At 73.8% G+C, this 23,296-nt stretch carries 21 protein-coding genes; 10 read left to right on the plus strand and 11 right to left on the minus strand.

The features are described 5' to 3' along the window. The first annotated feature begins 35 nt into the window (after positions 1-35). Genes IE185_RS27030 through IE185_RS27040 form a run of 3 tightly spaced genes read left to right on the plus strand, consistent with a single transcriptional unit; the run spans position 36 to position 2,547 of the window. Positions 36-1,640, plus strand: a complete 1,605-nt coding sequence (locus tag IE185_RS27030) for a C39 family peptidase (RefSeq protein ID WP_138899267.1) — start codon at positions 36-38, stop codon at positions 1,638-1,640. Positions 1,641-1,651: 11 nt separating this feature from the next. Continuing rightward, the gene (locus tag IE185_RS27035) at positions 1,652-2,131 is read left to right on the plus strand and encodes a protease inhibitor I42 family protein (protein ID WP_189716173.1); all 480 of its coding nucleotides are present in this window, start codon (positions 1,652-1,654) and stop codon (positions 2,129-2,131) included. Beyond that, positions 2,128-2,547: a hypothetical protein gene (locus tag IE185_RS27040; RefSeq protein ID WP_229843715.1), complete on the plus strand. Its 420-nt coding sequence runs from the start codon at positions 2,128-2,130 to the stop codon at positions 2,545-2,547. Before IE185_RS27035 ends, IE185_RS27040 begins: the two co-directional genes overlap by 4 nt. An 8-nt stretch (positions 2,548-2,555) precedes the next feature. Here IE185_RS27040 and IE185_RS27045 read toward each other — a convergent pair whose 3' ends face one another. Together IE185_RS27045 and IE185_RS27050 are read right to left on the minus strand one after the other, a co-directional pair. Further along, positions 2,556-5,042 (minus strand): excinuclease ABC subunit UvrA, encoded by a 2,487-nt coding sequence (locus tag IE185_RS27045; RefSeq protein WP_189716175.1) that lies wholly within the window; start codon positions 5,040-5,042, stop codon positions 2,556-2,558. 46 nt (positions 5,043-5,088) lie between these two features. After that, positions 5,089-6,111, minus strand: coding sequence for an MsnO8 family LLM class oxidoreductase (locus IE185_RS27050; protein ID WP_138898792.1), 1,023 nt, complete (start codon positions 6,109-6,111; stop codon positions 5,089-5,091). Between the two features lie 136 nt (positions 6,112-6,247). Here IE185_RS27050 and IE185_RS27055 point away from each other — a divergent pair, with 136 nt between their 5' ends. Beyond that, positions 6,248-6,751 carry a phosphatase domain-containing protein gene (locus IE185_RS27055; RefSeq protein WP_138898793.1) on the plus strand — a complete coding sequence of 168 codons (504 nt, stop codon included), beginning with the start codon at positions 6,248-6,250 and terminating at the stop codon, positions 6,749-6,751. A 9-nt stretch (positions 6,752-6,760) separates the two neighbouring features. Here IE185_RS27055 and IE185_RS27060 read toward each other — a convergent pair whose 3' ends face one another. From IE185_RS27060 to egtA, 5 genes are all read right to left on the minus strand, one after another. Further along, complete coding sequence (locus IE185_RS27060; protein ID WP_138898794.1) at positions 6,761-6,976, minus strand: dodecin; 216 nt, start codon at positions 6,974-6,976, stop codon at positions 6,761-6,763. A gap of 204 nt (positions 6,977-7,180) precedes the next feature. Then, a complete protein-coding gene (gene egtD / locus IE185_RS27065; RefSeq protein ID WP_138897991.1) occupies positions 7,181-8,143 on the minus strand; it encodes an L-histidine N(alpha)-methyltransferase in 963 nt (320 codons plus the stop codon). Next, a complete protein-coding gene (gene egtC / locus IE185_RS27070) occupies positions 8,140-8,895 on the minus strand; it encodes an ergothioneine biosynthesis protein EgtC (RefSeq protein WP_138897992.1) in 756 nt (251 codons plus the stop codon). Before egtC ends, egtD begins: the two co-directional genes overlap by 4 nt. Continuing rightward, positions 8,895-10,253, minus strand: a complete 1,359-nt coding sequence (gene egtB / locus IE185_RS27075; protein WP_138897993.1) for an ergothioneine biosynthesis protein EgtB — start codon at positions 10,251-10,253, stop codon at positions 8,895-8,897. The genes egtC and egtB overlap by 1 nt, the downstream gene beginning before the upstream one ends. Continuing rightward, positions 10,250-11,527, minus strand: a complete 1,278-nt coding sequence (gene egtA / locus IE185_RS27080) for an ergothioneine biosynthesis glutamate--cysteine ligase EgtA (protein ID WP_138897994.1) — start codon at positions 11,525-11,527, stop codon at positions 10,250-10,252. Before egtA ends, egtB begins: the two co-directional genes overlap by 4 nt. A gap of 157 nt (positions 11,528-11,684) precedes the next feature. Here egtA and IE185_RS27085 point away from each other — a divergent pair, with 157 nt between their 5' ends. After that, positions 11,685-12,557, plus strand: coding sequence for a TIGR02452 family protein (locus IE185_RS27085; protein ID WP_138897995.1), 873 nt, complete (start codon positions 11,685-11,687; stop codon positions 12,555-12,557). Here IE185_RS27085 and IE185_RS27090 read toward each other — a convergent pair. Beyond that, entirely contained in the window at positions 12,542-12,994 is a 453-nt protein-coding gene (locus IE185_RS27090) for a type II toxin-antitoxin system PemK/MazF family toxin (protein ID WP_138897996.1), read from the minus strand. The two genes, IE185_RS27085 and IE185_RS27090, sit on opposite strands and share 16 nt — an antisense overlap. Positions 12,995-13,065: 71 nt before the next feature. Between IE185_RS27090 and IE185_RS27095 the strand changes: the two genes are divergently transcribed. Further along, the gene (locus IE185_RS27095; protein ID WP_189716177.1) at positions 13,066-14,139 is read left to right on the plus strand and encodes a glycosyl hydrolase family 18 protein; all 1,074 of its coding nucleotides are present in this window, start codon (positions 13,066-13,068) and stop codon (positions 14,137-14,139) included. Positions 14,140-14,206: 67 nt separating this feature from the next. On the opposite strand, the gene IE185_RS27100 is transcribed toward IE185_RS27095, so the two are convergent. Both IE185_RS27100 and IE185_RS27105 read right to left on the minus strand, forming a co-directional pair. Then, a complete protein-coding gene (locus tag IE185_RS27100; RefSeq protein WP_138899079.1) occupies positions 14,207-14,902 on the minus strand; it encodes an alpha/beta fold hydrolase in 696 nt (231 codons plus the stop codon). Between the two features lie 26 nt (positions 14,903-14,928). Continuing rightward, positions 14,929-16,212 (minus strand): MFS transporter, encoded by a 1,284-nt coding sequence (locus IE185_RS27105; protein ID WP_229843716.1) that lies wholly within the window; start codon positions 16,210-16,212, stop codon positions 14,929-14,931. A gap of 131 nt (positions 16,213-16,343) precedes the next feature. Between IE185_RS27105 and IE185_RS27110 the strand changes: the two genes are divergently transcribed. Continuing rightward, a complete protein-coding gene (locus tag IE185_RS27110; RefSeq protein WP_189716180.1) occupies positions 16,344-17,378 on the plus strand; it encodes a LacI family DNA-binding transcriptional regulator in 1,035 nt (344 codons plus the stop codon). A gap of 130 nt (positions 17,379-17,508) precedes the next feature. Here the strand turns inward: IE185_RS27110 and IE185_RS27115 are convergent, their stop codons facing one another. Further along, positions 17,509-19,170: an IclR family transcriptional regulator domain-containing protein gene (locus tag IE185_RS27115; RefSeq protein ID WP_189716182.1), complete on the minus strand. Its 1,662-nt coding sequence runs from the start codon at positions 19,168-19,170 to the stop codon at positions 17,509-17,511. A 123-nt stretch (positions 19,171-19,293) separates the two neighbouring features. Here IE185_RS27115 and IE185_RS27120 point away from each other — a divergent pair, with 123 nt between their 5' ends. Genes IE185_RS27120 through IE185_RS27130 form a run of 3 tightly spaced genes read left to right on the plus strand, consistent with a single transcriptional unit; the run spans position 19,294 to position 23,107 of the window. Next, positions 19,294-20,478, plus strand: a complete 1,185-nt coding sequence (locus tag IE185_RS27120; protein WP_138898381.1) for a thiolase family protein — start codon at positions 19,294-19,296, stop codon at positions 20,476-20,478. Between the two features lie 4 nt (positions 20,479-20,482). After that, positions 20,483-21,658, plus strand: a complete 1,176-nt coding sequence (locus IE185_RS27125) for a 4-hydroxybenzoate 3-monooxygenase (RefSeq protein ID WP_138898382.1) — start codon at positions 20,483-20,485, stop codon at positions 21,656-21,658. A gap of 12 nt (positions 21,659-21,670) precedes the next feature. Continuing rightward, complete coding sequence (locus IE185_RS27130; protein WP_138898383.1) at positions 21,671-23,107, plus strand: benzaldehyde dehydrogenase; 1,437 nt, start codon at positions 21,671-21,673, stop codon at positions 23,105-23,107. Positions 23,108-23,296 lie beyond the last annotated feature (189 nt).

Here is a 23,296-nt window from a genome sequence, read left to right on the forward strand (position 1 = left end):
ACTGCCCCGAAACGAATACCGGAGGCCGCGAAGCCATGCCCGCCGCAGGCGAATCCACCACCGACCGCCGGGAGAAGCTCGCCGGGTACCAGCGGTCCATCGCCGGCGCCGACGACAAGAACACCCTCATCGAGGCCATCCGCAGCGCCCTGGACGTCTCGGCGCCCGTCGGCTCGCCGAGCACCCTCGACGACATCGCCGAGCGGTACGCCAAGCAGGCCGACGCGGCGAGGGACGTCCAGGACCGGGTCGAGCAGGTCGCCCTCACGGGCCTGCCCGACGCCTGGGTGGGCAGCACCGGCGCCAAGGCCCAGGAAGTGGTCTCGGCGGCGGCGCGAGCGGCCGCCCAGATGGACGAGGCGATACGCGGCGCGCGAAGGGCGCTGATCCTCCTGTCCGACGCCCTGACCACCGCGCAGTCCGAGGACAAGGGCGGCCGCGAGCAACTGCGCGAGGCGCTCGGCATGCTCGGGAGCCAGGACGGCTTCTTCGACGACATGGTCGAGAAGGACGCCGAGGAGGCGGAGCGGCTGCGGGCCCGCAACATCGCGAGCGCGGGGGCGAAGACCATGCACGCGGCGGCGGAGAAGGCCGACGACGCGGCCCGCGAGGCCGCCCGCGACCTGAACAAGTTCGCGGCCGAGGCCCGCGCGGGCAGGATGAAGACCGACAACATCTCCGCCGCCGACCGGCTCGTCCTGGCGGACATCTCGGGAACCGGCGGACCGGCCGAGATGAACGAGCTGCTCACCGCCAACGACCTGGAGCGCTCGGGCAAGGCCATGGAGCGCATGAACGCCCAGGACCAGGCGAGGTTCGAGCGGATGCTCGCGGAAGCCAAGAGCCCCCAGGAGCGCGCGTACCTGGTGAAGGCGCTGGCCGCCGGACACGACCTGAACGAGGTCTCCGAGTTCCGCGACAAGATCCACGGCAAGGACCCGGCCTGGTTGCAGCGGCACCTGACGCCGGTGACGACGGCGGGGGACAGCAAGTTCAACGAGGGCCTCAACGCCGACGGTTCGAACAAGAACACGGACCAGCAGGCTTTCAAGGGGGAGAGGTGGTCCCAGGACGCCGCCACCTGCGTGCCGTCGACCGTCGTCACCGGCCGTGCCGTGGTCGATCCTCTGTACGCCCTCGAACTCACCGGTGGCCCCTCGGGTCAGGAGGACGACCCCGCTGCCTTCCGCGAACGGCTGCATGACGAGCAGATGCGGCTGCATGAGGACGGTGACGGTTCCAACGAGTACGACTTCCCCTTCGGCAGCACACCGGCAGGCATGGACGAAGAGGGCAAGACCACCATCTCCAACCATGAGATGAGCCCGCACACAGGCAGCGAGTACAGGTACCAGGAAGCGGCGAGTGCCGACGCCCGGCGTGAAGTCCTGACCGATGTCGAGAAGTCGGTCGCGGAGGGCAAGCCCGTGCCCATCACCGTCGAGGGGAAGGACAAGAACGGTGACTATGTCGGCCATTCGATGATGATCGTCGGCCAGGAGGGCGACATGCTCCAGGTGTACAACCCCTGGGGGACCACCACCTGGATCAGCGAGGACGACTTCATCAACGGGAACATGCAGAAGGCGTCCGACAACCGCATGCCCAACGCCACCGGCGTCCACCTTCCGGCCGAGTGAGGAGTTCCGTCATGCGCCCCCGACTCGCAGCCGCCCTCGCCCTGCCGCTGTCCGCCTTGGCCCTGTCCGGATGCGGGCTCTTCGGCCCCGCGACGTATGGACCCGAGGAAAGGTCCATAGAGGTTGACGCGGGCGACGAGTTCACCCTGTCTCTCCCGGCGAGTCCCTCGATGGGGCAGGACTGGCATCTGGTCAGCCCCCACCCCGACCCGGCTGTTGTCAAGCGCACGGGGCAGCACAAAGAGACGGAAGAGAGCGACCCTGACCTGGTAGGTGGCGGCAGCGGCGAGCGGTTCTTCGACTTCGAGGCGGTCAAGTCGGGCACGACGGAGATCAAGCTCATCCACTGCCCGTATTCCAGCAGCTGCTCCACCACCGCGGACAACCCCGAGCCGTCGCCGACGTCCTCCAGTGACACACCCGTTCCCACCGCGACCGGGAAGCCGGGCACCAATCCCGAGTACTTCATCTACACCGTCACCGTCCGATGACCGGATCCGAGGCCCCCATGCCCTCCACGCCCCGCCCGCCCAAGACCGACGACGACTGCGCCGCCCTCGACACCGCCAGGATGCTGCGCTACGGCATCCCCGCCGAAGGCCCGCACCGCACGGCCCTCTTCGGTGACGGCGCCATCGGGGCCGCGGTCGTCCTCGACCGGCTCGGCGTCCTGCCGCGATCCGTGGCGTTCCTCGCCGAGGTCGTGCGCAGTGGCGGTGTGCGGTACGCGTCTCAGCTCCCCGAACTGCTCCCCGGCCCGGCCGCCACGGACGTCGTCCGCCCCTGGCTGGAGGCGGCCGGGACCGTCGCCCGCCCGGTCGTCGGCGACGAGACCACCGCCCGCTGGCTGGAGTCCGTGGCCGAGCTGATCGGACTGCGCCGCACCAGCCGCGCCCGCGGCCGCTGACCGCCCTTTCAGGACGGCCGGAGCTCCCGGGCCAGGTACGGCGCCGTACGGCTGCCCGGGGCTTCCGCCACCTCGGCCGGCGGTCCCGCCGCGACGACGGTGCCGCCCTCGTCGCCGCCGCCCGGGCCGAGGTCGATCACCCAGTCGGCGCCCGCCGCGACGGCCATGTCGTGCTCGACGACGACCACCGTGTGCCCCTGGTCCACCAGGCCGTGCAACTGCCGCATCAGCACCTCGACATCGGCCGGATGCAGCCCCGTCGTCGGCTCGTCCAGCAGGTACACCGTGTGGCCGCGCCGCGTGCGCTGGAGCTCGCTCGCGAGCTTGATCCGCTGCGCCTCGCCGCCCGACAGCTCCGTCGCGGGCTGCCCCAGGCGCAGGTAGCCCAGGCCCACGTCCAGCAGCGCCCGCAGACTGCGCTCGGCCGCCGGCGTACCGGCGAAGAAGGCGGCGGCCGCCTCGACGGTCAGGTCGAGCACCTCGGCGATGTTCAGTCCGCGGAACGTGACCTCCAGGGTCTGCGGGTTGTACCGCGCGCCCCGGCAGTCCGGGCACGGGGCGTACGTACTCGGCAGGAACAGCAGCTCCACCGAGACGAACCCCTCGCCCTGGCAGGTCTCGCACCGCCCGCCGGCCACGTTGAACGAGAACCGGCCCGCCTTGTACCCGCGTGCGCGCGCCTCGTCCGTGCCGGTGAAGAGCTTGCGCACGACGTCGAAGAGACCGGTGTACGTCGCCAGATTGGAGCGGGGCGTACGCCCGATCGGGCGCTGGTCGACCTGCACCAGCCGGTCCACGGCCTCCGTCCCCTCGGCCGAGGCACAACCGGACCCCGCCCCCGCGCCGGACCCCGCCCCCGCGCCGGACTCCGGGCCCTCGTCGGACTCCCGTCCCGCGCCGCCGGTCGGGTCCGCGCCCGTCCGCTCCGCCAGGACGCCCGCGAGCACCTGCCCGACCAGGGTGGACTTCCCGGACCCCGACACCCCCGTCACCGCCGTGAACACCCCGAGCGGGAACTCGGCGTCCACGCCCCGCACGTTGTGCCGCTCGACGCCGTTCAGCCGCAGCAGGCCGGACGGCACGCGGACCTCGCGCGGGGCCGCGGGCGCGCGGTCGAAGAGGAAGCGGCGGGTCGCCGAATCCGCGACCCCGGCCAGGCCGGCGGGCGGACCGCTGTGCAGCACCCTGCCGCCGTGCTCGCCCGCCCGCGGCCCGACGTCGACCAGCCAGTCGGCACTGCGCACCACGTCCATCTGGTGCTCCACGACGAACACCGAGTTGCCCGCCGCCTTCAGCCGGCCGAGGACGACCAGCAGGGACTCCGTGTCGGCCGGGTGGAGTCCCGCCGACGGTTCGTCCAGGACGTACACGACACCGAAGAGACCGGAGCGCAGCTGCGTCGCCAGCCGCAGGCGCTGGAGCTCGCCCGAGGAGAGGGTCGGCGTCGTACGGTCGAGACTCAGATAGCCGAGCCCCAGCTCGGTGACGACCGCGATCCGCGCCAGCAGGTCGCCCGTCAGGACGCGCGCGCTCTCGCCACCGCCGGCCGGCCCTCCGTCGCCGTCGCCCAGCACGCGCGCGAGGGCCGACAGCGGCAGGCCGGCCAGCTCGGCGATCGTACGGCCGCCGAACGTGACCGCCAGCGCCTCGGGACGCAGCCTGCGGCCGTGGCACACCGGGCACGGCTCGGCGGTCAGGAAACGCTCGGCCCTCGCCCGCAGCGTCTGGCTCTTGGAGTCCGCGAAGGTGTGCATGACGTAACGCCGGGCGCTCATGTACGTGCCCTGGTACGGGCGTTGGATGCGCCCCGCGTCGCGCACCGGGTGGACCGTGACGACCGGCTGCTCGTCGGTGAACAGGATCCAGTCGCGGTCCCGCCGCTCCAGCTCGCGCCAGGGCCGGTCCACGTCGTACCCGAGCGCGTCCAGCACGTCGCGCAGGTTCTTGCCCTGCCAGGCGCCCGGCCACGCCTCGATCGCGCCCTCACGGACGGAGAGCGACGGGTCGGGCACCAGCAGCTCCTCGCTCGTGCGATGCACGCGGCCGAGGCCGTGGCACTCGGGGCAGGCACCCGCCGCCGTGTTCGGCGAGAAGGCGTCCGAGTCGAGGCGCGGGGCGCCCGGCGGATACGTGCCCGCCCGGGAGAAGAGCATCCGCAGGGAGTTGGAGAGGGTGGTGACCGTCCCGACCGACGAGCGCGAGGACGGCGCCGACCTGCGCTGCTCCAGCGACACGGCCGGCGGCAGCCCGGTGATCTCGCCGACCTTGGGAGCGCCGACCTGGTGGATCAGGCGCCGGGCGTACGGCGCGACGGACTCGAAGTAGCGGCGCTGGGCCTCGGCGTAGACGGTGCCGAAGGCGAGCGAGGACTTCCCGGAACCGGAGACGCCGGTGAAGACGACGAGCGCGTCGCGCGGGATGTCGACGTCGACGTGCCGCAGGTTGTGCTCGTCGGCGCCGCGCACCCGCACGTACGGGTCGTGGGCAGTGTGCATCGGCGGGGCTCCGTACGCGGGGACTGGTGCGGCAAACGGTCCGATCCTAGGCGGCGTCCGTGCCCGTGAGCCCCGCCAGCCGGGCCAGCCGCCGGTACGAGTCCAGGAGGGCCCCGCGGTCGTACGTACTGGTCGCGACCAGGTACTCGTCGGCGCCGCTGCGCCCGAGCACCTTCTCCAGGGCGTCGGCGACCTCGTCGTGCGTGCCGTGGATGTGGCCGCGCCGGGCGTCTTCGAAGAGGCCCCGCTCGCGGTCGGTCATCGGCCGGGCCAGGATCTCGTCGGCGGGCGCGAGCGGCGGGAAGGATCCGTGCGTGCGGGAGTACGCCGATGCCCAGGCCTCCGGCACCAGGAGCCGCCCCGCTTCCTCGGAGGTGTCCGCGACGGCCACCGTGCCCGACAGGACGACGTACGGCCGCTCACCCCAGGCGGAGGGGCGGAAGGCCTCGCGGTAGCCGTCGATCGCCCGCAGCATCTCGTCCTCGCCGCGTGCCGCCGCGATCACCAGCGGAAGCCCGGCCGCCGCGGCGACCCGCGCCCCGGCGCCGGTGGCCAGCACGAACGCGGGCGGCCGCAGGCCCTCGGCGGGGTGGGCGTGGACCTGCGGATGGGCGCTCTGGTCGCCGGTGAAGTAGCCCAGCAGCTCGCCGAGCCGCTCGGCGAAGTCCCCGGCGTCCTTCTTGTCCCGGCCCAGGGCCCGGCGTATCCCGTCCGTGAACCCCACCGAACGGCCGAGCCCCATGTCGATCCGGCCCGGGAAGAGCGACTCCAGTACGCCGAACTGCTCCGCCACGACCAGCGGCTGATGGTTCGGCAGCATCACCCCGCCCGTGCCCACCCGGATCGTGGACGTCGCCGCCGCGACGGCGGCGGCGAGCACGGTCGGCGCGGAACCGGCGACTCCGGGCACGCTGTGGTGCTCCGACACCCAGAAGCGGTGATAACCGAGCGCCTCGGCCCGCCGCGCCAGGTCCACGGTGTCCCGCAGCGCCTGCGGGGCGTCGTACCCCTGACGCGTCCGGGAACGGTCGAGGACGGAGAACCGGGTCCGCGCGATCACTGAGCTCACCCCTGCTTCAACACCGCAGCCGCGTGAGGATTCCCCGCCGGTGACGTGACCCTTCCCCCGCCGGGGGGCGAGGCCGACGCGGACGGACGCGAGGCCGCCGCGGACGAACGGGCCGGGCGCGTCCTAGAGTGCCGGAATGACTCCTCGTACGCCGCACAGCAGCAGGCCACTGGCCGTGTTCGACCTCGACGGAACCCTCGCCGACACCGCGCACCGCCAGCGCTTCCTGGAGCGCACGCCGCGCGACTGGGACGGCTTCTTCGGCGCGGCGCCCGACGATCCGCCGCTGCCGGAGGGGGTGCGCATGGCGCGGGAGAGCGCCGCCGAGTGCGAGGTCGTCTACCTCACCGGCCGTCCCGAGCGGTGCCGGCGCGACACGCTCGACTGGCTCGCCGCCCAGGACCTGCCCGAGGGGCGGATCTGGATGCGCCGCGACCACGACCGGCGGCCCGCCCGCGTCACCAAGCTGGAGATCCTGAAGCGGCTGGCGGCGGGGGGCCGGGAGGTGCGGATGCTCGTGGACGACGACGAGCTGGTCTGCGTGGCGGCGGAGCAGGCCGGTTTCACCGTCGTACGCGCCCGCTGGGCCGCCACGTCGGCGGCGCTCAGGGACGCGCAGGAGCGCGACGGCCGGACGTGACGGCGCGGGTCACGCGTTGTCTTCGAGGCGGAAGCCGACCTTGAGGCCGACCTGGTAGTGCTCGATCCTGCCGTCGACGATGTGACCGCGCACCTGGGTCATCTCGAACCAGTCGAGGCCGCGCAGCGTCTGGGAGGCGCGGTCGATGCCGTTGCGGATCGCCTGGTCGACGCCCTCGGTCGAGGTGCCGACGATCTCGGTGACGCGGTACGTGTGGTCGGACATGCGGCGCTCCCTCTGCTCCTGCGGCGCGGGGTACGTCCCGGCGCGCGCTTCTACCACCGTGCCCCAGCGGACGCCGGGTCGCACGTTCGGCTGCCTGCACCCCTGCGTGTGCCCCGCCGGGCTTCCCCCACCCGCCCCGTTCCCCGGTCAGGGGAACGAGGCGGGCAGCGCGGGGAAGGCCCCGCCGACGGCGCCGATCGCGCCCTACACCGCCACCGCCAGCGACAGGGCGAAGCGACCCGCCCCGTCGGTCCACCACTCGCGCAGGTCAAGCCCGGCCCCGCCGAGCTCACGGCGTACCCCGTCCTGCCGGAACTTCGCCGAGACCTCGGTGCGGATCTCCTCACCGGATTCGAACGACACCGCGATGTCCAGCTCCGGGATCTTCACCGTCAGGGCCGTCCGCGCCCGCAGCCGCATCTCGATCCACTCGTGCTGCCGGTCCCACACCGCGACGTGCTCGAAGTCGTCGGGGTCGAAGTCCGCCCCCAGCTCTCGGTCGATGACGGACAGGACGTTCTTGTTGAACGCGGCGGTCACCCCCCGCGCGTCGTCGTACGCCGCCACCAGCGTCGCCTCGTCCTTCACCAGGTCCGTGCCCATGAGGAGCGCGTCCCCCGGCGCCAGCAGCGAGCGCACGGACTTCAGGAACACCGCCCGCTCGTCCGGCAGCAGGTTGCCGATCGTGCCGCCCAGGAAGGCGACGAGGCGCGGCCCCGGCGTGCCGGGCAGCGCCAGCCCGCGGGTGAAGTCCGCGATCAGCGCGTGCACGGACAGGGCGGGCCGCTCGTCGAGGAGCGACGCCGCGGCGGCCGTCAGCGCGCTCTCGCTGACGTCGACCGGGACGTAGCTCTCCAGTGCGGGCAGTGCGTCCAGCAGGTGGCGGGTCTTCTCCGAGGAGCCCGAGCCGAGCTCCACCAGCGTGCGCGCCCGCGTCGCCGCCGCGATCTCGGGCGCGCGGGCGATCAGGATCTCCCGCTCCGCGCGCGTCGGGTAGTACTCCGGCAGCCGGGTGATCTCCTCGAACAGCTCGCTGCCGCGCGCGTCGTAGAACCACTTCGGCGGCAGCACCTTCGGCGTGCGGGTCAGTCCGTGCAGTACGTCGGCGCGCAGATCGGCGTCCGTCGCGTCCTCGGGCAGGGTGCGGGTCAGCAGGAACGGGCTCACGCAGTGGGCTCCTTGAGCGGGGTCAGCAGGACATCGGTGCGGGTGGCGGCGAGCAGGGTGCGGTCCGGGACCTCGCGCCAGTGCGGATCGTCGTCGTACGGCTCGGAGGCCACCAGCGTGCGACGGCCGGGCTCCGCGAAGTACCAGAGCGTGTCGCCCCAGGAGGTCGCGGCGACCGTCTCGCCGTCCGTCAGCAGCAGGTTCAGCCGGGAGCCGGGGGCGGCCTCCGCCAGCTCCACGACGGTGTCCGCCAGCGCCTGCCCCAGCTCGTCGCCGTCGCGCAGGCGGTGCAGTACGAGCGCCCAGACCAGCGCCGAGTCGCAGCGCGCCTCCAGGGCCAGCAGTTCGGCGGCGGGCAGTGCTCCGGCGAGCGTCGCGGCCGTCCGGGGCCAGCCCGTGAGCGCGCCGTTGTGGCTGAACAGCCAGCGCCCGGCGGCGAACGGCGCCGCCGCGGCCTCCCCGTCCGCGCCCGCCTCCGTGGCGTCGCGGACCGCCGCGAGCACGGCTCCCGAGCGTACGACCCGGGCCAGGTCCGCGAAGGAGGCGTCGGCCCACATCGGGCCCGAGCGCCGGTACCGGGCCGGCGCCGGGTCGCCCTCGGCGTACCAGCCGACTCCGAACCCGTCCGCGTTGACGGTCCCGTACCGCTGGTGGCGCGGCGCCCACGCCTGGCGGTAGAGGCCGTGCGCCGGTTTCACCAGGAGCTCGCCGAGGGGCACCGGCGGCCCCAGCGCGGCGAAGTGACGGCACATCAGGACACCCCCGCGCCGGGCACGTGCCGGGTGTCCGGCGCGTCGCGCGCCGTGCGGAACCCGGCGAAGATCTGCCGCCGCACGGGCAGGTCCCAGTTGCGGAACGTCCCCCGGCAGGCCACCGGGTCCACCGCGAACGAACCACCGCGCAGCACCTTGTGCGCGCTGCCGAAAAACACCTCGGAGTACTCGCGGTACGGGAACGCCGCGAAGCCCGGGTACGGCAGGAAGTCGCTCGACGTCCACTCCCACACGTCGCCGATCAGCTGCCGTACGCCCAGCGGCGACGCACCGGCCGCGTACGCCCCCACCGGCGCCGGCCGCAGGTGCCGCTGGCCCAGGTTGGCCGTCTCCGGGGTCGGGTCGGCGTCGCCCCACGGGTAGCGCGTCGAGCGCCCGGACGCCGGATCGTGCCGGGCGGCCTTCTCCCACTCGGCCTCCGTGGGCAGCCGCCGGCCGGCCCAGCGCGCGTACGCGTCCGCCTCGTACCAGCTGACGTGCAGCACCGGCTCGTCCTCGGGCACGGGCTCCACCACCCCGAAGTGCCTGCGCAGCCACTGGCCGCCCTCGCGGCGCCAGAACAGCGGGGCGCTCAGGTCGTGCTTGCGGATCTGTGCCCAGCCCTCGGCCGCCCACCAGCGCGCGTCGGCGTACCCGCCGTCCGCCATGAAGTCCAGGTACGCGCCGTTGCTCACCGGCACCGTGTCGATGAAGAACGCCGGGACGAAACGGTGGTGCGCGGGCCGCTCGTTGTCGAGCGCCCACGGCTCGGTGGACGTGCCCATGGTGAACGGGCCGCCGGGGACCAGTACCTCGCCCGCCGCGCTCGCCGCCGGGCCGGTGGGACGCGGCGGCGGTGGAGCGGTGAGCGCGACGGGACCCCGGCGCAGCTGATGGGTGATCAGCATGGTCTCGTCGTGCTGCTGTTCGTGCTGCGCGACCATGCCGAAGGCGAAGGCCGAGTCGAGCAGCGCAGTCCCCTGCAGGGGACTGCGTTCCAGTACGTCGAGGGCCCGGCCCCGTACGTCGGCGGCGTACACCCGCGCCTCGGCGGGGGCGAGCAGCGGGAGCGACGGGCGCTCCGCGCGCGGGTGCTCGAAGGCGTCGTACACCGAGTCGATCTCGGGGCGCATCGCGTCGCGCCCGGCGACCGTCCGCAGGAGCCACAGCTCCTCCTGGTTGCCGATGTGCGCCAGGTCCCAGACCAGCGGCGACATCAACGGGGAGTGCTGGGCGGTGAGTTCACCGTCGTCCACGCAGTCGGTGAGCCCGGCGGTGCGCTCGCGCGCCCGCAGCAGCGCGTCGACGGCGCGGCTGCGCAGCGATTCGGGGTCCGTGACGCCCGAGGGGTCGCTCATGTGCGGATGTCCTTCCCGTGAGCGGGGTCGAGCAGATCGTCGGCGGGACATCGCCCCTGGACCACGTACCGCTCGGTGAAGGCGGCGACGGCGCACTGCACGGCCGTCGACGCGCCCAGGCGGGGCAGCGCGTCGAGCGCCGCGTCGAAGCAGATCTCGGCGGCCGCCCGCAGCTCGGCGTCGGCCAGCCCGTACCGCGCGGCGTTGATCCACAGCGGATTGCGCGGCGCGGGCAGCGAACCGGCCGTCTCCGCGAGGGGCTTGACCGTCCGGTACGCGATCTCCGAGGCGGCGGGGTCGTCGAACAGCGCGGTGGTCACGGCGAGCGGGACGACCCAGCCGTTCTCGCCCGGCTGCGCGTCGATCATGCGCAGTTCGAGATGGCCGCGCGGTCGTACCGGCGGAAAGAGCGTGGTCAGGTGGTAGTCGAGGTCGGCGCGGGTCGGCGGGCGCGGCGCCCCGGAGCGTATCCAGGAGCGGAACGACAACCCGTCGGGTACGTCCCACGACCGGCCGGGAGCGCCTCGCACGCACATGACGGGAGCGTCCAGCACACGGTCCGTCCAGGCGCCGCGCGGCTCCGCGTGGAGGGGCGGGGCGAGGGACCGGCCCGGTTCGATCTCCGTCCACAGGGCCTGCCGGGTCGACCGCCATCCGGTACGCCGCCCGTGCTGGAACGGGGAGTTGGCGAACGCGGCCGACAGCACCGCGCCCAGCAGATGGGCGAGCAGCCAGCGCCGCCCGTGGCCGAGCGGGCCCGGCTCCTCGTGGCCCGCGTCCAGGCAGACCTGGACGGACGCCGAGGAGCACATCATGGCCCGTCCGGCGGGTCCCGCCCGGTCCAGGTACGCCTCCATCGCGTCGTAGCGCGGCTCCCGCAGAAGGCGCTTCGGGGGGTGCCAGGGATCGGTGCCGATGCCGGTGAGGCCGAGGTCCCAGGAGCGCAGAACGGCGCGTACGGCGTCGAGGTCCGAGGAGACGGAGTCGACGCACTCGGTCAGGGACGGGGCCGGGGAGGAACTGAGTTCCAGCTGGCCACCCGGCTCGACGGTGAGGGCCGACGCCAGGGGCAGGGCCCGCAGAGCGGTCAGAGCCGCTTCGAGGCGGGCGGGTTCTACGGGGAGCTCGGGAAGGTGCAGCTCATGGACGAACCATTCGAGTTCGACGCCGACGATGCTCGGTGGACCCGTCTTGAAACAGATGCCGTGCAGTAATGCTTCCGCTCCGGCCTCCGTGACCGGGGGGCCCTCTGGTACGAAGTCGCCCGTGGACATGGCCTGTGCCTCCTTGCCGCGACGGTGTGGGGCCCGTCCCGGGATCGGGACGGGCATCGCACCCAGCTAAAGCCACAGACGCAGAATCGCACAAGAGCGTCCGGTCGGCGCGAGAACCCCGTTGCGCCGGGGCCCGGCGGTCGCCGACGATCTGACGGTGAGTGCACGACTGCGCGGAATCGCGAAAGAGACCGAAGAGATCGTCCGGGCGGGCCGGTACGCCGCTCCGGGCGGCCGCGGCGTGCCGATCGGCGAGGAGCTGGCCGCCGCTCTCGCGGGGACCAGGGTGTACGGCCCCGACCCGGTCGCCGTCACGCCGGACGCGGACCGTACGACGGCCTTCGAGGTCACGGGGGAGAGCAGCCTGGCGGCGGCTCGCCGGCTGACCGGCGCGGGGCCCGGCGCGGTCGCCGTGCTCAACTTCGCCTCCGCGCGCAACCCGGGCGGCGGCTATCTCAACGGCGCACAGGCGCAGGAGGAGGCACTGTGCCGTGCGTCCGCCCTGTACGCGACGCTCCTGCGCGCCCCCGGCTTCTACGCCCACCACCGGGCGGACCGCAGCCCCTTCTACACCGACCGGGTCATTCACTCGCCCGGCGTCCCGGTCTTCCGCGACGACCGCGGCGCGCTGCTCGCCACGCCGTACACCGTGGGGTTCCTGACCTCGCCCGCGCCCAACGCGGGAGTGATCCGCGGCCGGGAGCCCGAGAGGGAGCACCGCATCCCGGCGGCGCTCGCGTCCCGGGCGGAGCGGGTCCTGGAGACGGCGGCGGCCCGCGGTTACCGGCGACTGGTGCTGGGCGCCTGGGGGTGCGGCGTGTTCATGAACGACCCCGTCGCGGTGGCGGGTGCGTTCCACGCGCACCTCACCGGCGCGGGCCGTTTCTCCCGCCACTTCGACGAGGTGGTCTTCGGGGTGCTGGACCGCACGCGCGCGGCGACGGTGCTGGGCGCGTTCCGTACGGTCTTCGCGGCCCGGACGCCGGCCACCGCCCCGGCCGCCGTAGACGCCGCTCAGGTCCAGCCGTAGCGCTCCCGCAGGCGCCGTGCGATCCGGTCGAAGCGCGGGCGGTCCAGGGCGCACGCCTCCCGGCGCATTCCGTCCTCGTGCACGCGCAGGACCCGGTCGAGGTCGACCCAGGACTCGCGACCCCGCGCGTCCCACGGCCCGGAACCGATCGCGGCCCACTCGCGGTCGCGGTCGTGGGGCTTGCTGGACAGCCGTACGGCCAGCAGGGTGCCGGCCGCCTCGCGGGCGACCACGAGCACCGGCCGGTCCTTGCCCCGCCCGTCGTTCTCCTCGTACGGCACCCACGTCCACACGATCTCGCCCGGGTCGGGATCGCCGTCGCGGTCCGGCGCGTACGAGGTCCGCACCGGGCCGGTCGTACGGGGGTCGGCCTCGGTGGTCGCGGCGGGGCCGCGCCGGCCGGGCAGCTCGGCCAGGCCGTCGGAAGATGTCGTCACCCGGGTGAGGTCAGGGCCTGGACGGCGCAGTCCGCGGGGCGGGCCCCGTGACCGGGCCCCAGGCTCGGTCCATGGCCCCACGCATCCTGATCGCCCTCGTCGCCGCCGCCCTCGTCGGCGCGGCGGCCCCGTCCCCGCCGGCCGCCCCGCCGCGCCCCGGGCCCCCGCCGTACCCCGGTCCGGCCGTCGCCCCCGCGCCGCAGACCGTCTCCGCCTGGCTTCCCTACTGGGACCAGGACGGGGCGTACCGCGACGCCCTCAGCCACGCCGATCAGCTGCACACCGTCAGCCCGTTCTGGTACCACGCCGTCTCGGCGGGGCGCGTCGACGGCCACCCGGGCGCGGGCGAGCGGCGCGTTGTCGACGGGCTGCGCGCCGCCGGTGTCAAGGTCGTGCCGACCGTGAACGAGACGTTGAAGCACGGCGTACTGGCTTCCATCCTCACCAGTCCCACCCGCCGCGCCACGCACGTCCGTACCCTCCTGGAAGTCGCCCGGAGCGGCGACTACGACGGGCTCGACCTCGACTACGAGTCCATCGCCGCGACCGGCGACGCGGCGTACGAGCGGGTGCGCGCCGGATACGCCGAACTGGTCACGCAGCTGTGCCGCGGCCTGCGCGCGATGGACAAGCAGTGTGTCGTCACCGTGTCGCCCAAGACGGCGTCCACCGGCCGGATCTGGGACTACACGGCCATCGGGCGCGCCGCCGACCGGATGCGCCTCATGGCGTACGACTACCACTGGAAGGGCGGCAAGCCGGGCCCGCTGTCCACCCCGCAGTGGTACGACGAGATCCTGCGCGTCGCCACCGCGGAGGTACCGGCCGCCAAGCTGGAGGTCGGCCTGCCGGCGTACGGCTGGGACTGGCCCGCCGACGGCTCGTCCCGGGCGAAGCACGTCACCTGGAAGGAGGCGGAGGCGCTGCGCGTCGCCAAGGGCGCGCCGTACGGCCTCGACCCGGAGTCCCGGACTCCGCACTTCGGCTACCAGGAAGGCGACCAGCGGCGCGAGGTCTGGTACCAGGACGCGCGCGGCGTCGCGGAACACCTGCCGGCGCTGCGCAAGTACGGCGTCACCCACACGGCCCTGTGGGCGCTGAACTTCGAGGACCCGGACCTGTGGCCGGTGCTGGCCAAAGGCTGAACGGCCGCGCGGGGTACGGGCCGGCCGCCCACCCGGGGAGTCCGGCCCGTACCCCGCGCGCGCCGGGTCAGATCCAGCCCTCCAGCGACGTCATGAACGCGTCGAAGTCGTCACGGTGGATGGTGTGGCCCGCGCCCTTGACCGTACGGACCTCGAAACCGCGCTCCTCCAGCACGGCCGCCTTCGCCGCGTCGATGAGGAAGCTCGGATCGGCGAGCTGCACCAGGGACGGCACGACGGGCCCGGCGGGCAGCAGATCGCTACCGGACAGCGCGGCCAGGCCGAAGGCCGACGCCTCGTCCCAGGCCCGCAGGGTCTCCAGTTCGATGTCGACGTCCGCCGCCTCCCAGCGTGGGTTCATGGCCGCTATCCGCTCCCGGGACGCCCCCTTGAACTCGGCGAACACCGCGGGACGGAAACCCTCGTCGGCCGTCGCGAGGTGCCACGCGGGGTCGGAGAAGACGGCCCGGCGCGGCCGCAGGCGGTCGACGGCGAGCGAGAGGGTGAGGCCGCCGAGGGAGTGACCGATGGCGAGGTCGGCCCCGGCCGGGAGGGTCTCGACGACGTCGTCGGCGAAGATCTCCGGCGTGTACGCCCCCCGGCCGCTGGCGCCGTGTCCGCGCAGGTCGACGGCGATGACCCGGTAGCCCCTCGCGGCCAGCGCGGGGCCCACGCGCCGCCAGGTGCGGTGGTCGGCCATGATGCCGTGGATCAGGAGCGCGAGGCGGTCGCCCTCGCCCCAGGTACGGGTGTGGAGCTGCACAGTGGTGCCTTTCTGATGGGTGGGGTTCAGCGCACGGAGCGGATCGGGCGCACGGCGAGCGCGCCCAGCACCGCGAGGCCCGCGGCGACGAGGAACAGGGTGGTGTAGCCGCCGAGGCCGACGACGACCGAGGCGATGAACGGGGCGACGATCTGCGGCCCCGCGTTGGCGATGTTGAGCACGCCCATGTCACGCGCGGCGTCCTCCGCCTTCGGCAGCACCATCGTCACCAGCGCGGTGTCCACGGCCATGTAGCAGCCGAAGGCCAGGCCGTTGACGACCGCGAAGGCGACCATCGCCGTCCAGCTCGTCGACAGGGCGGGGATCACCAGGGCGAAGGCCGACAGCGCGGCCGAGGCGCCGACGAACAGTTTGCGCCGGTCGAAGCGGTCCGACAGGTATCCGCCGAGGACCGTGGACACGATCATGGCCACGCTGGTGACCGGCATCAGGACCGCCACCGCCTCCTCGGGCCGCAGGCCGGCGGGCAGGACGGTGTGGTCCTTGATGATGTAAAGGAGGAAGCCGTTGACGGCGAAGTACCCGAGGACCAGCAGGGCGCGGCCGATGAACGCCCAGCGGAAGTCGTGCGACCGCAACGCCCCCGCGAACGCGGCCAGTTGCTCCCGTACGGGCAGGGACGGCCGGGCCGGCAGGCGCTGTTCGCGGGCGCACGCCGTGAACAGCACGGCCGAGGCGGCGACCAGGGCGCCCAGGACCAGGTAGCCGGTGCGGTAGTCGTCCGAGAACGCGGCGCCGATCAGGGCGCCGAGCGTACTGCCGAAGGGCAGGCCGAGGCCGACGGCCGCGGACGCCTTGCCGCGCGCGGTCATCGGGACGCGGTCGGGGACGACGGAGGTGATCGCGGCCTGGTGGACGTTCATCACGGCCTGGCCGAGGCACCAGGCGATGGTGATCGTCAGGACCGTGTGCACGCTGCCGAGCAGGAACATCGCGGGGACGGAGAGCAGGCCGCCGCCGAGTATCCACGGGTTGCGGCGGCCGGAGCGGTCGGAGAGGGCGCCGGCGACCGGGTTGAAGACGGTCGCGAAGACCGCGGAGACGCCGGCGACGAGCCCGAGGTTCGCCACCTTGCCGGCCGGGTCGACGGCCTCGACCTGGAGGGCGAGCAGGACGCCGCCGACGCCGATGTACAGCGCGTACATGGCCGTGTTGCCGACCAGGAGCAGGGGCAGCAGTCCCCGGCTCGGGCGGGGCGGGGCGGTGGGGCCGGCGCCGGGGCCGTCCGGAGAGGCCGGGGTGCTCGGGGCGCCTGGGACGCCGGGGGTGCCGGGCGGGGAAAAGGCCACGCTGCCCTCCATGAGGGGGTCCGAAGAGACGGTGGTGACACGTGTCAGTTACGTGTCAGCATTGTGTAGCACCGCAATCCGGCCATCCGCCAGACCCTGCTCCCCACCGATCTGGAAAGATGCCGAACGCGATGAGCCAGACACCGAAGCACTCCGCCGATGCCCCCGTTCCGACCAGCACCGACGTCGCGCGCCTGGCCGGGGTCTCGCGCGCCACGGTGTCGTACGTCCTGAACGACACCTCGGCGGTCCGCATCAGCGAGCCGACGCGCCGCCGGGTGCGCGAGGCGGCCGAGGAGCTGGGGTACGTGCCGCACGCGGCCGCGCGCAGCCTCCGGGCGGGGCACAGCCGGATGGTGCTGCTGCCGACGGCGCACGTTCCCGTCGGACCCCTCTACAGCAGGTTCCTGAACGAGGTCCAGTGGGCCCTGCGGGCGCTGGACTACACGGTCGTGCAGTACGGAAGCCTGGGCCTGGGCGCCGACGAGGCGGCCCGCGCGTGGGCGGAGCTGCGGCCCGTCGCGGTGCTCTCCCTCGGCGAGATCGGGCTGACCCCGCACGGCGTGCGGGTCCTCAAGCGCTCCGGTGCGAAGGCCGTCATCACCCTCGGCCCGCAGCGGGTGGAGGGCGCCCACGCCCTGGTCATGGATCAGCGGGCGGTCGGCAGCGCGGCGGCGGCGCACCTGCTGGAGCGTGGCCGGCGCGCGATCGGCGTGGTCGTCCCAGCCGAACCGGGGCTGGACCTCTTCTCCCGGCCGCGCCTGGCCGGTGTGCGCAAGGCGGTGTCGGAGGGCGGCGCGGACCAGCCTGCCCGGGTGGAGCCGCTGACGATGGCGTACGACGAGGAGTCCGCCGCGCGGCTCGCGGCGGCCTGGCGCGGTCTCGGCCTCGACGCCGTGTACGCGTACAACGACGAGTACGCGCAGCTGCTGATGCGGGCCCTGCAGGACGCGGGGGTCGACGTGCCGGGGGAGTGCGCGGTGGTCGGCGCCGACGACCTGCTGCTCGGCAAGTTGCTGCGGCCGCGCCTGAGCACGGTGCACATCGAGCTGCCGACGGGCCGGGAGATAGCGGAACTGGTCGACCGGGTGGTGCGCGACCCGGACGGCGACGTCGAACGCCACGACCTGATGGCGGCGCACGCGATCGGGCGGGAGTCCAGCTGACCCCGCCGCGGGGTCCGCGGGCCCCGGCCGCCCCAGGGAGTGCCCTCCCGCGCCCGGCCCGGTGCCCGGGGCGCCCCCTTGGAACCGCCGTTCCCCGCGGTCGGCGTACCGGAGGCGCTGATTCACCCGATCACAGCGACCGCGTCCCGCCCAGCGCCCGCAGGTCCGCCCCGATCAGCTCCGCCGCCTCCCGCAGCGCCGGCAGCAGCGCGTCCCGCATCTCGTCCGGCGTACCGTTCCCCGCGTGCCGGGCCACGTTCACCGCGGCCACCACCCGGCCGTCCGCGCCGCGCACCGGCACCGCCAGCGAACGCAGGCCCTCCTCCAACTCCTCGTCGACCAGGGCGAACCCGTCGGCCGCGGCCCGCTCCACGATCCGGTCCAGCGCGAGTGGCGAGGTCACGGTACGCCGCGTCAGCGCCGGCAGGACCTCCGGCAGCGCCGGCCGCTCGTCCCGCGCGAGGCCCGCCAGCAGGACCCGCCCCATCGACGTCGCGTACGCCGGGAACCGGGTGCCCACGGTGATGTTGACACTCATGATCCGTACCGTGGGAACGCGCGCCACGTACCGGATGTCCGCGCCGTCCAGCACCGCGAGCGACGCCGACTCGTGCACCCGCCGTACCAGCGCCACCAGGTGAGGCCGGGCGATCTCCGCCAGCCCGAGCCCGGACAGCCGCGCGCAGCCCAGTTCGAGCACTCGCGGCAGCAGCCGCCACCGGCGTCCGTCCGGGGCGACGTACCCCAGCTGCTCCAGCGTGAGCAGCGAACGCCGCGCCGTCGCCCTGGCCAGGCCGGTGGCCTCGGCGACCGCCGTCAGCGCCATCCCGTCGCCCCGGTCGGCGCCGAGGGAGCCCAGGACGGCGAGTCCGCGTGCCAGCGACTGGAGGAAGCCGGGCCCCAGCTCACGCTTGGCCTCCAGTGACGTGTCCCGTACGGGAGCGGCCCCGGGCGCGGGGCGTGGCGCCGCCAGCGCCGCCTCCAACTCGCCCTGTACGGAACGCAGTCGGGGCAGCACCCGCTTCCGCAGCGACTCCAGGGTGTGCCGGCTGGTGTGGCTGACCACGCTCACCGCGCACACCGTCCGGCCCGCCCCGTCGCGCACGGGCACGGCGACGGCCACGAGGCCCGGCTCGATCAGCTGGTCGTCGCCGGCCCAGCCGTCCGCTCCCGCCCGCGCCGCCCGCTCCTCGAACCCGCCACCGTCCCGCACCCCTCCCGCCGGCGGCGCCACCGCGAACCCGGCCCCCAGCGGATCCGTCTCCCGCCGCGCGCGCCACACCCGCCACCCCTCGGCGTCCCACCTGGCGGCGAACAGCGCGCCGGGCGCGCATCGCTCGGCGGGCAGCAGGTCGCCGATCCGGAAGGCCAGGGACATCGTGCGCCGCCGCGTCGTCTGCAGGACGAACCGCACTCCCGCGACCCCGTCGTCCGGCACCGCGACCGACACCGACTCGTCGAACTCGTCCGCGAGCCGCTCCGCCGCAGGTCCGAGGGCCGCCGGGATCCCGCACGCCATGAGGTACGCGCCGGGCAGTTCCATCAGCCGGGGCGCGAGCGCGACCTCGCGGCCGTCGCTGCGCGCCAGGCCGAGCCGGTCGAGCGTCGACACCACGCGGTCGACGGTGGAGCGGGCCAGGCCGGTCTCCCGTACGAGGTCGCTGTGGCGCGTCCGGTCGTCCGCGCCGGGTGCGGACAGGGCCCGCAGCACGGTGAGCCCGCGCTCCAGCGGCCCTACGGCATCGGCGGACCCGACGGACCCGGCGGATTCGGCGGGCTCGGCGTTCGGCATGGGATTCCTCCTGGCAGGCCGTTGACACCGGACGGCGCTCGGCAGAGACTCGGGGCGAAGTCAGATGTGAACGATAGTTCATTGTGCGAACACTGAAAACTCCACGACTCCGGGAGAGACCCGATGAGCATCCGCGACGTCTACATCGTCGACGCCGTCCGCACCCCGATCGGCAAGTTCGGAGGTGCCCTCTCCCGCGTACGTCCGGACGACCTCGCCGCCCACGTCGTCAAGTCGCTCGTCGCCCGCACGCCCGACCTCGACCCGGCCAGGATCGACGACGTCTACTTCGGCGACGCCAACGGGGCCGGTGAGGACAACCGGGACGTCGCCCGCATGGCCGTGCTCCTCGCCGGGCTCCCCGTCTCCGTCCCCGGCGTCACCGTCAACCGCCTCTGCGGCTCCGGCCTGGAGGCCGTCATCCAGGCCGCCCGCGCCGTGGCCGTCGGCGACGCCTCCGTCGCCGTCGCGGGCGGCGTGGAGTCCATGTCCCGCGCCCCCTGGGTCCTCCAGAAGCCCGAGCGCGCCTTCCCCGCCGGGCATCAGGAGCTGTACTCGACCACGCTCGGCTGGCGCATGACCAACCCGCGGATGCCCGACGAGTGGACCGTCCCGCTCGGCGAGGGCGCGGAGCTCGTGGCCGACAAGCACGGCATCACCCGCGAGCAGCAGGACGCGTTCGCGCTGGCCAGCCACCAGAAGGCGGCGAAGGCGTGGGCGGACGGGCTGTACGACGGCGAGGTCGTGCCGTACGACGGCGTGGACCTCACCCGTGACGAGTGCGTCCGCGAGGGCTCGACCCCGGAGGCCCTGGCCAGACTGAAGCCGGTCTTCCGCAAGGACGGCAGCGTCACGGCCGGCAACGCCTCGCCCCTCAACGACGGCGCCGCCGCGCTCCTGCTCGTCGACGACGAGGGCCTGCGCGCCACCGGCCGTGAGCCGCTCGCCCGCATCCGCGCCTCCGCCGTCACCGGCATCGAGCCGCAGCTCTTCGGCCTCGGCCCGGTCGAGGCGGTCCGGCGCGCGCTCGCCAAGGCCGGCAGGTCCTTCGACGACCTCACCACCTTCGAGCTCAACGAGGCGTTCGCCGCCCAGTCGCTCGGCTGCCTCGCCGAATGGCCGGACCTGGACCCCGCCGTCGTCAACCCGCGCGGCGGCGCCCTCGCCATCGGCCACCCGCTCGGCGCCTCCGGCGCCCGCCTCGCGGGCTCCGTCGCCCACCAGCTCGCCGCCGCGGGCTCCGGCACGGGCCTGGCCGCCCTGTGCATCGGCGTCGGCCAGGGCCTCGCCCTCGTACTGGAGCGCTGAGCCGGTGCGTACCACTGTCGCGATCATCGGAGCCGGCCCGGCCGGCCTTCTGCTCGCCCGGCTGCTGCACGGCGCCGGCATCGACTGCGTCGTCCTGGAGAGCAGGACCCGCGCGTACGTCGAACAGCGCCAGCGCGCCGGCATCCTCGAACAGGGCACCGTCGACGCCCTGCGCGCCTGCGGGGCGGGCGCCCGCATGGACGCCGAAGGGCTCGTCCACCACGGCATCGAGCTGCGCTTCGACCGCCGCCGCCACCGCATCGGCTTCCCCGAACTGACCGGCGGCCGGTCGGTGACGGTGTACGCCCAGACCGAGGTCGTCAAAGACCTGATCGCCCTCCAGCTGGCCGAGGGGCCGCCCCTCCTCTTCGAGGCGCGGGCCCTCGCCGTCGAGAAGCCGGAATCCGACCATCCGGTCGTCCGCTTCACCCACGCGGGCCGCGAGCAGACTCTCGACTGCGACTACGTCGTCGGCTGCGACGGCTTCCACGGCATCGCGCGCGCCGCCGTCCCGGACGAGATCCGCCGTACGTACGAGCGCACCTATCCCTACTCCTGGCTCGGCATCCTGGCCGATGTCCCGCCGTCCTGCGACGAGTTGATCTACGCGCGCGGTGAGGACGGCTTCGCGCTGCACAGCATGCGCTCGCCCACCGTCTCGCGCCTCTACCTCCAGGTCCCCAACGGAACCGACCCCGCCGACTGGTCCGACGAGCGGATCTGGGACGAACTCGACCGGCGCTTCGCGACGGACGACGGCGACTGGAGACTGGCGCGCGGCCCGATCACCTCGAAGTCGGTGACACCGATGCGCAGTCACGTCACCGAGCCGATGCGCTACGGACGGGTCTTCCTGGCCGGTGACGCGGCGCACATCGTGCCGCCCACCGGGGCCAAGGGGCTCAACCTGGCGGTGTCCGACGTTCGGGTCCTGGCCCGCGCCTTCGCGCACCACCACCGCACCGGATCGGACGAACTCCTCGACTCCTACTCGCACTTGTGTCTGAGACGGGTGTGGCAAGCCACCCGTTTCTCGTACGACATGACTACGATGTTGCACAGTCAACCAGGCGAGAACGCGTTCGACACCCGAGTGCATCTCGCACGACTGCACCGTCTCGCTGCCTCCGCGCCCGCCGCCGCGGAACTGGCCGCGAACTACACAGGACTGCCTCTCTGACTGGAGATCCGCATGCCCCTGCTCGACCCCAAGACCTGGCAGCCCGTCCGGCTCTCGGGCGGTGAGTCGGACGTCGTCGAGCCGGCCACGGGCGAAACGCTCGGCCGTGTCACGCTCGCCTCCGCGGACGACGTCGGCACGGCAGCCCGGACCGCCGGGGCCGTCCAGACGGCTTGGGCCCGCACGCCCCACTCCGCACGGGCCGCCGTACTGCGCCGCGCCGGGGACCTCTTCACCGCGCACGCCGACGAGTTGCGGGAATGGCTCGTACGGGAGTCGGGCTCCATACCCGGCAAGGCCGACTTCGAGCTCCACGTCGCCGCCCAGGAGTGCTACGAGGCCGCCGCGCTCGCCTCCCGCCCCGCCGGGCAGGTGCTGCCGAGCGAGGCCCTGCGGCTGTCGTACACCCGCCGGGTGCCGGTCGGGGTGGTCGGTGTCATCGCACCGTTCAACGCCCCGCTGATCCTCGCCATCCGCTCGGTGGCCCCGGCGCTCGCCCTCGGCAACGGCGTACTGCTGAAGCCCGATCCGCGCACGGCGGTCTGCGGCGGCCTGGCCCTGGCCGCCGTGTTCGCCGAGGCGGGGCTGCCGGAAGGGCTGCTGCACGTCCTGCCGGGCGGGGCCGGGGCCGGGCAGGCGCTGGTCGCAGACCCGGACGTGCCGGTCGTCTCCTTCACCGGGTCCACGGCGGCGGGCCGCGCGGTGGGCGAGGCAGCCGGGCGCGCTCTCAAGCGCGCTCACCTCGAACTGGGCGGCAACTCCGCCCTCGTCGTCCTGGAGGACGCCGACCTCGAAGGCGCCGTCGCCCAGGCGTCCTGGGGTTCCTTCTTCCACCAGGGCCAGATCTGCATGACCACGGGCCGCCACCTCGTGCACGAGTCGCTGTACGAGGAGTACGTCGAACGGCTCGCCGCCAAGGCCGAGTCCCTGGCCGTCGGCGACCCGCACCGGGAGAAGGTGCACCTGGGGCCGATCATCGACCAGGGGCAACTGGACAAGATCCACGCCCTGGTGGAGGCCAGCACGGCCGGCGGCGCGAAGCTCGTGGCGGGGGGTACGCACAGCGGCCTCTTCTACCGGCCGACCGTGCTCGCGGGCGTCGGCGACGACACTCCGGCGTACGCCGAGGAGGTGTTCGGCCCCGTGGCTCCGGTCCGCTCCTTCAGCACCCTGGACGAGGCGGCGACCCTGGCGTCGGCGAGCCCGTACGGCCTCTCCCTGGGCATCGTCACCCGTGACACCGCGCTCGGGATCCAGCTCGCGGACCGCATCCCCACCGGCATCGTCCACATCAACGACCAGACGGTGAACGACGAGGCGGTCGCGCCCTTCGGCGGAGTCGCCGCGTCCGGCACCGGGGCGCGCTTCGGCGGCGAGGCGAACCTGGACGCCTTCACCGAGGTGCGCTGGACGACGGTACGCCGCGAACCGGCGGACCACCCCTTCTAGGAACGACCCCGGGCGCGGGACGCGCGAGGGCCCGGCCGCACGTCGCGACGCTGTTGGTTAATTCGGGCCCTGCGTGACGTCGGCCTTCAAGACCCGGTTGTGGTCTTGAAGGCCGACGTTGTCGTATGGGATGGGTGCGGATGTCGATGCAGCCGAAGGGATCTGGGGAGATCCCGGCGGAGACGGTGC

It is taken from the genome of Streptomyces chryseus (assembly GCF_014650755.1).
GTDB lineage: Bacteria > Actinomycetota > Actinomycetes > Streptomycetales > Streptomycetaceae > Streptomyces > Streptomyces chryseus.

Coding starts and splice junctions, on each gene's coding strand:
- IE185_RS27030 (WP_138899267.1), top strand. CDS start 36: ATGCCCGCCGCAGGCGAATCCACCACCGACCGCCGGGAGAAGCTCGCC.
- IE185_RS27035 (WP_189716173.1), top strand. CDS start 1,652: ATGCGCCCCCGACTCGCAGCCGCCCTCGCCCTGCCGCTGTCCGCCTTG.
- IE185_RS27040 (WP_229843715.1), top strand. CDS start 2,128: ATGACCGGATCCGAGGCCCCCATGCCCTCCACGCCCCGCCCGCCCAAG.
- IE185_RS27045 (WP_189716175.1), bottom strand. CDS start 5,042: ATGCACACTGCCCACGACCCGTACGTGCGGGTGCGCGGCGCCGACGAG.
- IE185_RS27055 (WP_138898793.1), top strand. CDS start 6,248: ATGACTCCTCGTACGCCGCACAGCAGCAGGCCACTGGCCGTGTTCGAC.
- IE185_RS27060 (WP_138898794.1), bottom strand. CDS start 6,976: ATGTCCGACCACACGTACCGCGTCACCGAGATCGTCGGCACCTCGACC.
- egtC (WP_138897992.1), bottom strand. CDS start 8,895: ATGTGCCGTCACTTCGCCGCGCTGGGGCCGCCGGTGCCCCTCGGCGAG.
- egtB (WP_138897993.1), bottom strand. CDS start 10,253: ATGAGCGACCCCTCGGGCGTCACGGACCCCGAATCGCTGCGCAGCCGC.
- egtA (WP_138897994.1), bottom strand. CDS start 11,527: ATGTCCACGGGCGACTTCGTACCAGAGGGCCCCCCGGTCACGGAGGCC.
- IE185_RS27095 (WP_189716177.1), top strand. CDS start 13,066: ATGGCCCCACGCATCCTGATCGCCCTCGTCGCCGCCGCCCTCGTCGGC.
- IE185_RS27110 (WP_189716180.1), top strand. CDS start 16,344: ATGAGCCAGACACCGAAGCACTCCGCCGATGCCCCCGTTCCGACCAGC.
- IE185_RS27115 (WP_189716182.1), bottom strand. CDS start 19,170: ATGCCGAACGCCGAGCCCGCCGAATCCGCCGGGTCCGTCGGGTCCGCC.
- IE185_RS27120 (WP_138898381.1), top strand. CDS start 19,294: ATGAGCATCCGCGACGTCTACATCGTCGACGCCGTCCGCACCCCGATC.
- IE185_RS27130 (WP_138898383.1), top strand. CDS start 21,671: ATGCCCCTGCTCGACCCCAAGACCTGGCAGCCCGTCCGGCTCTCGGGC.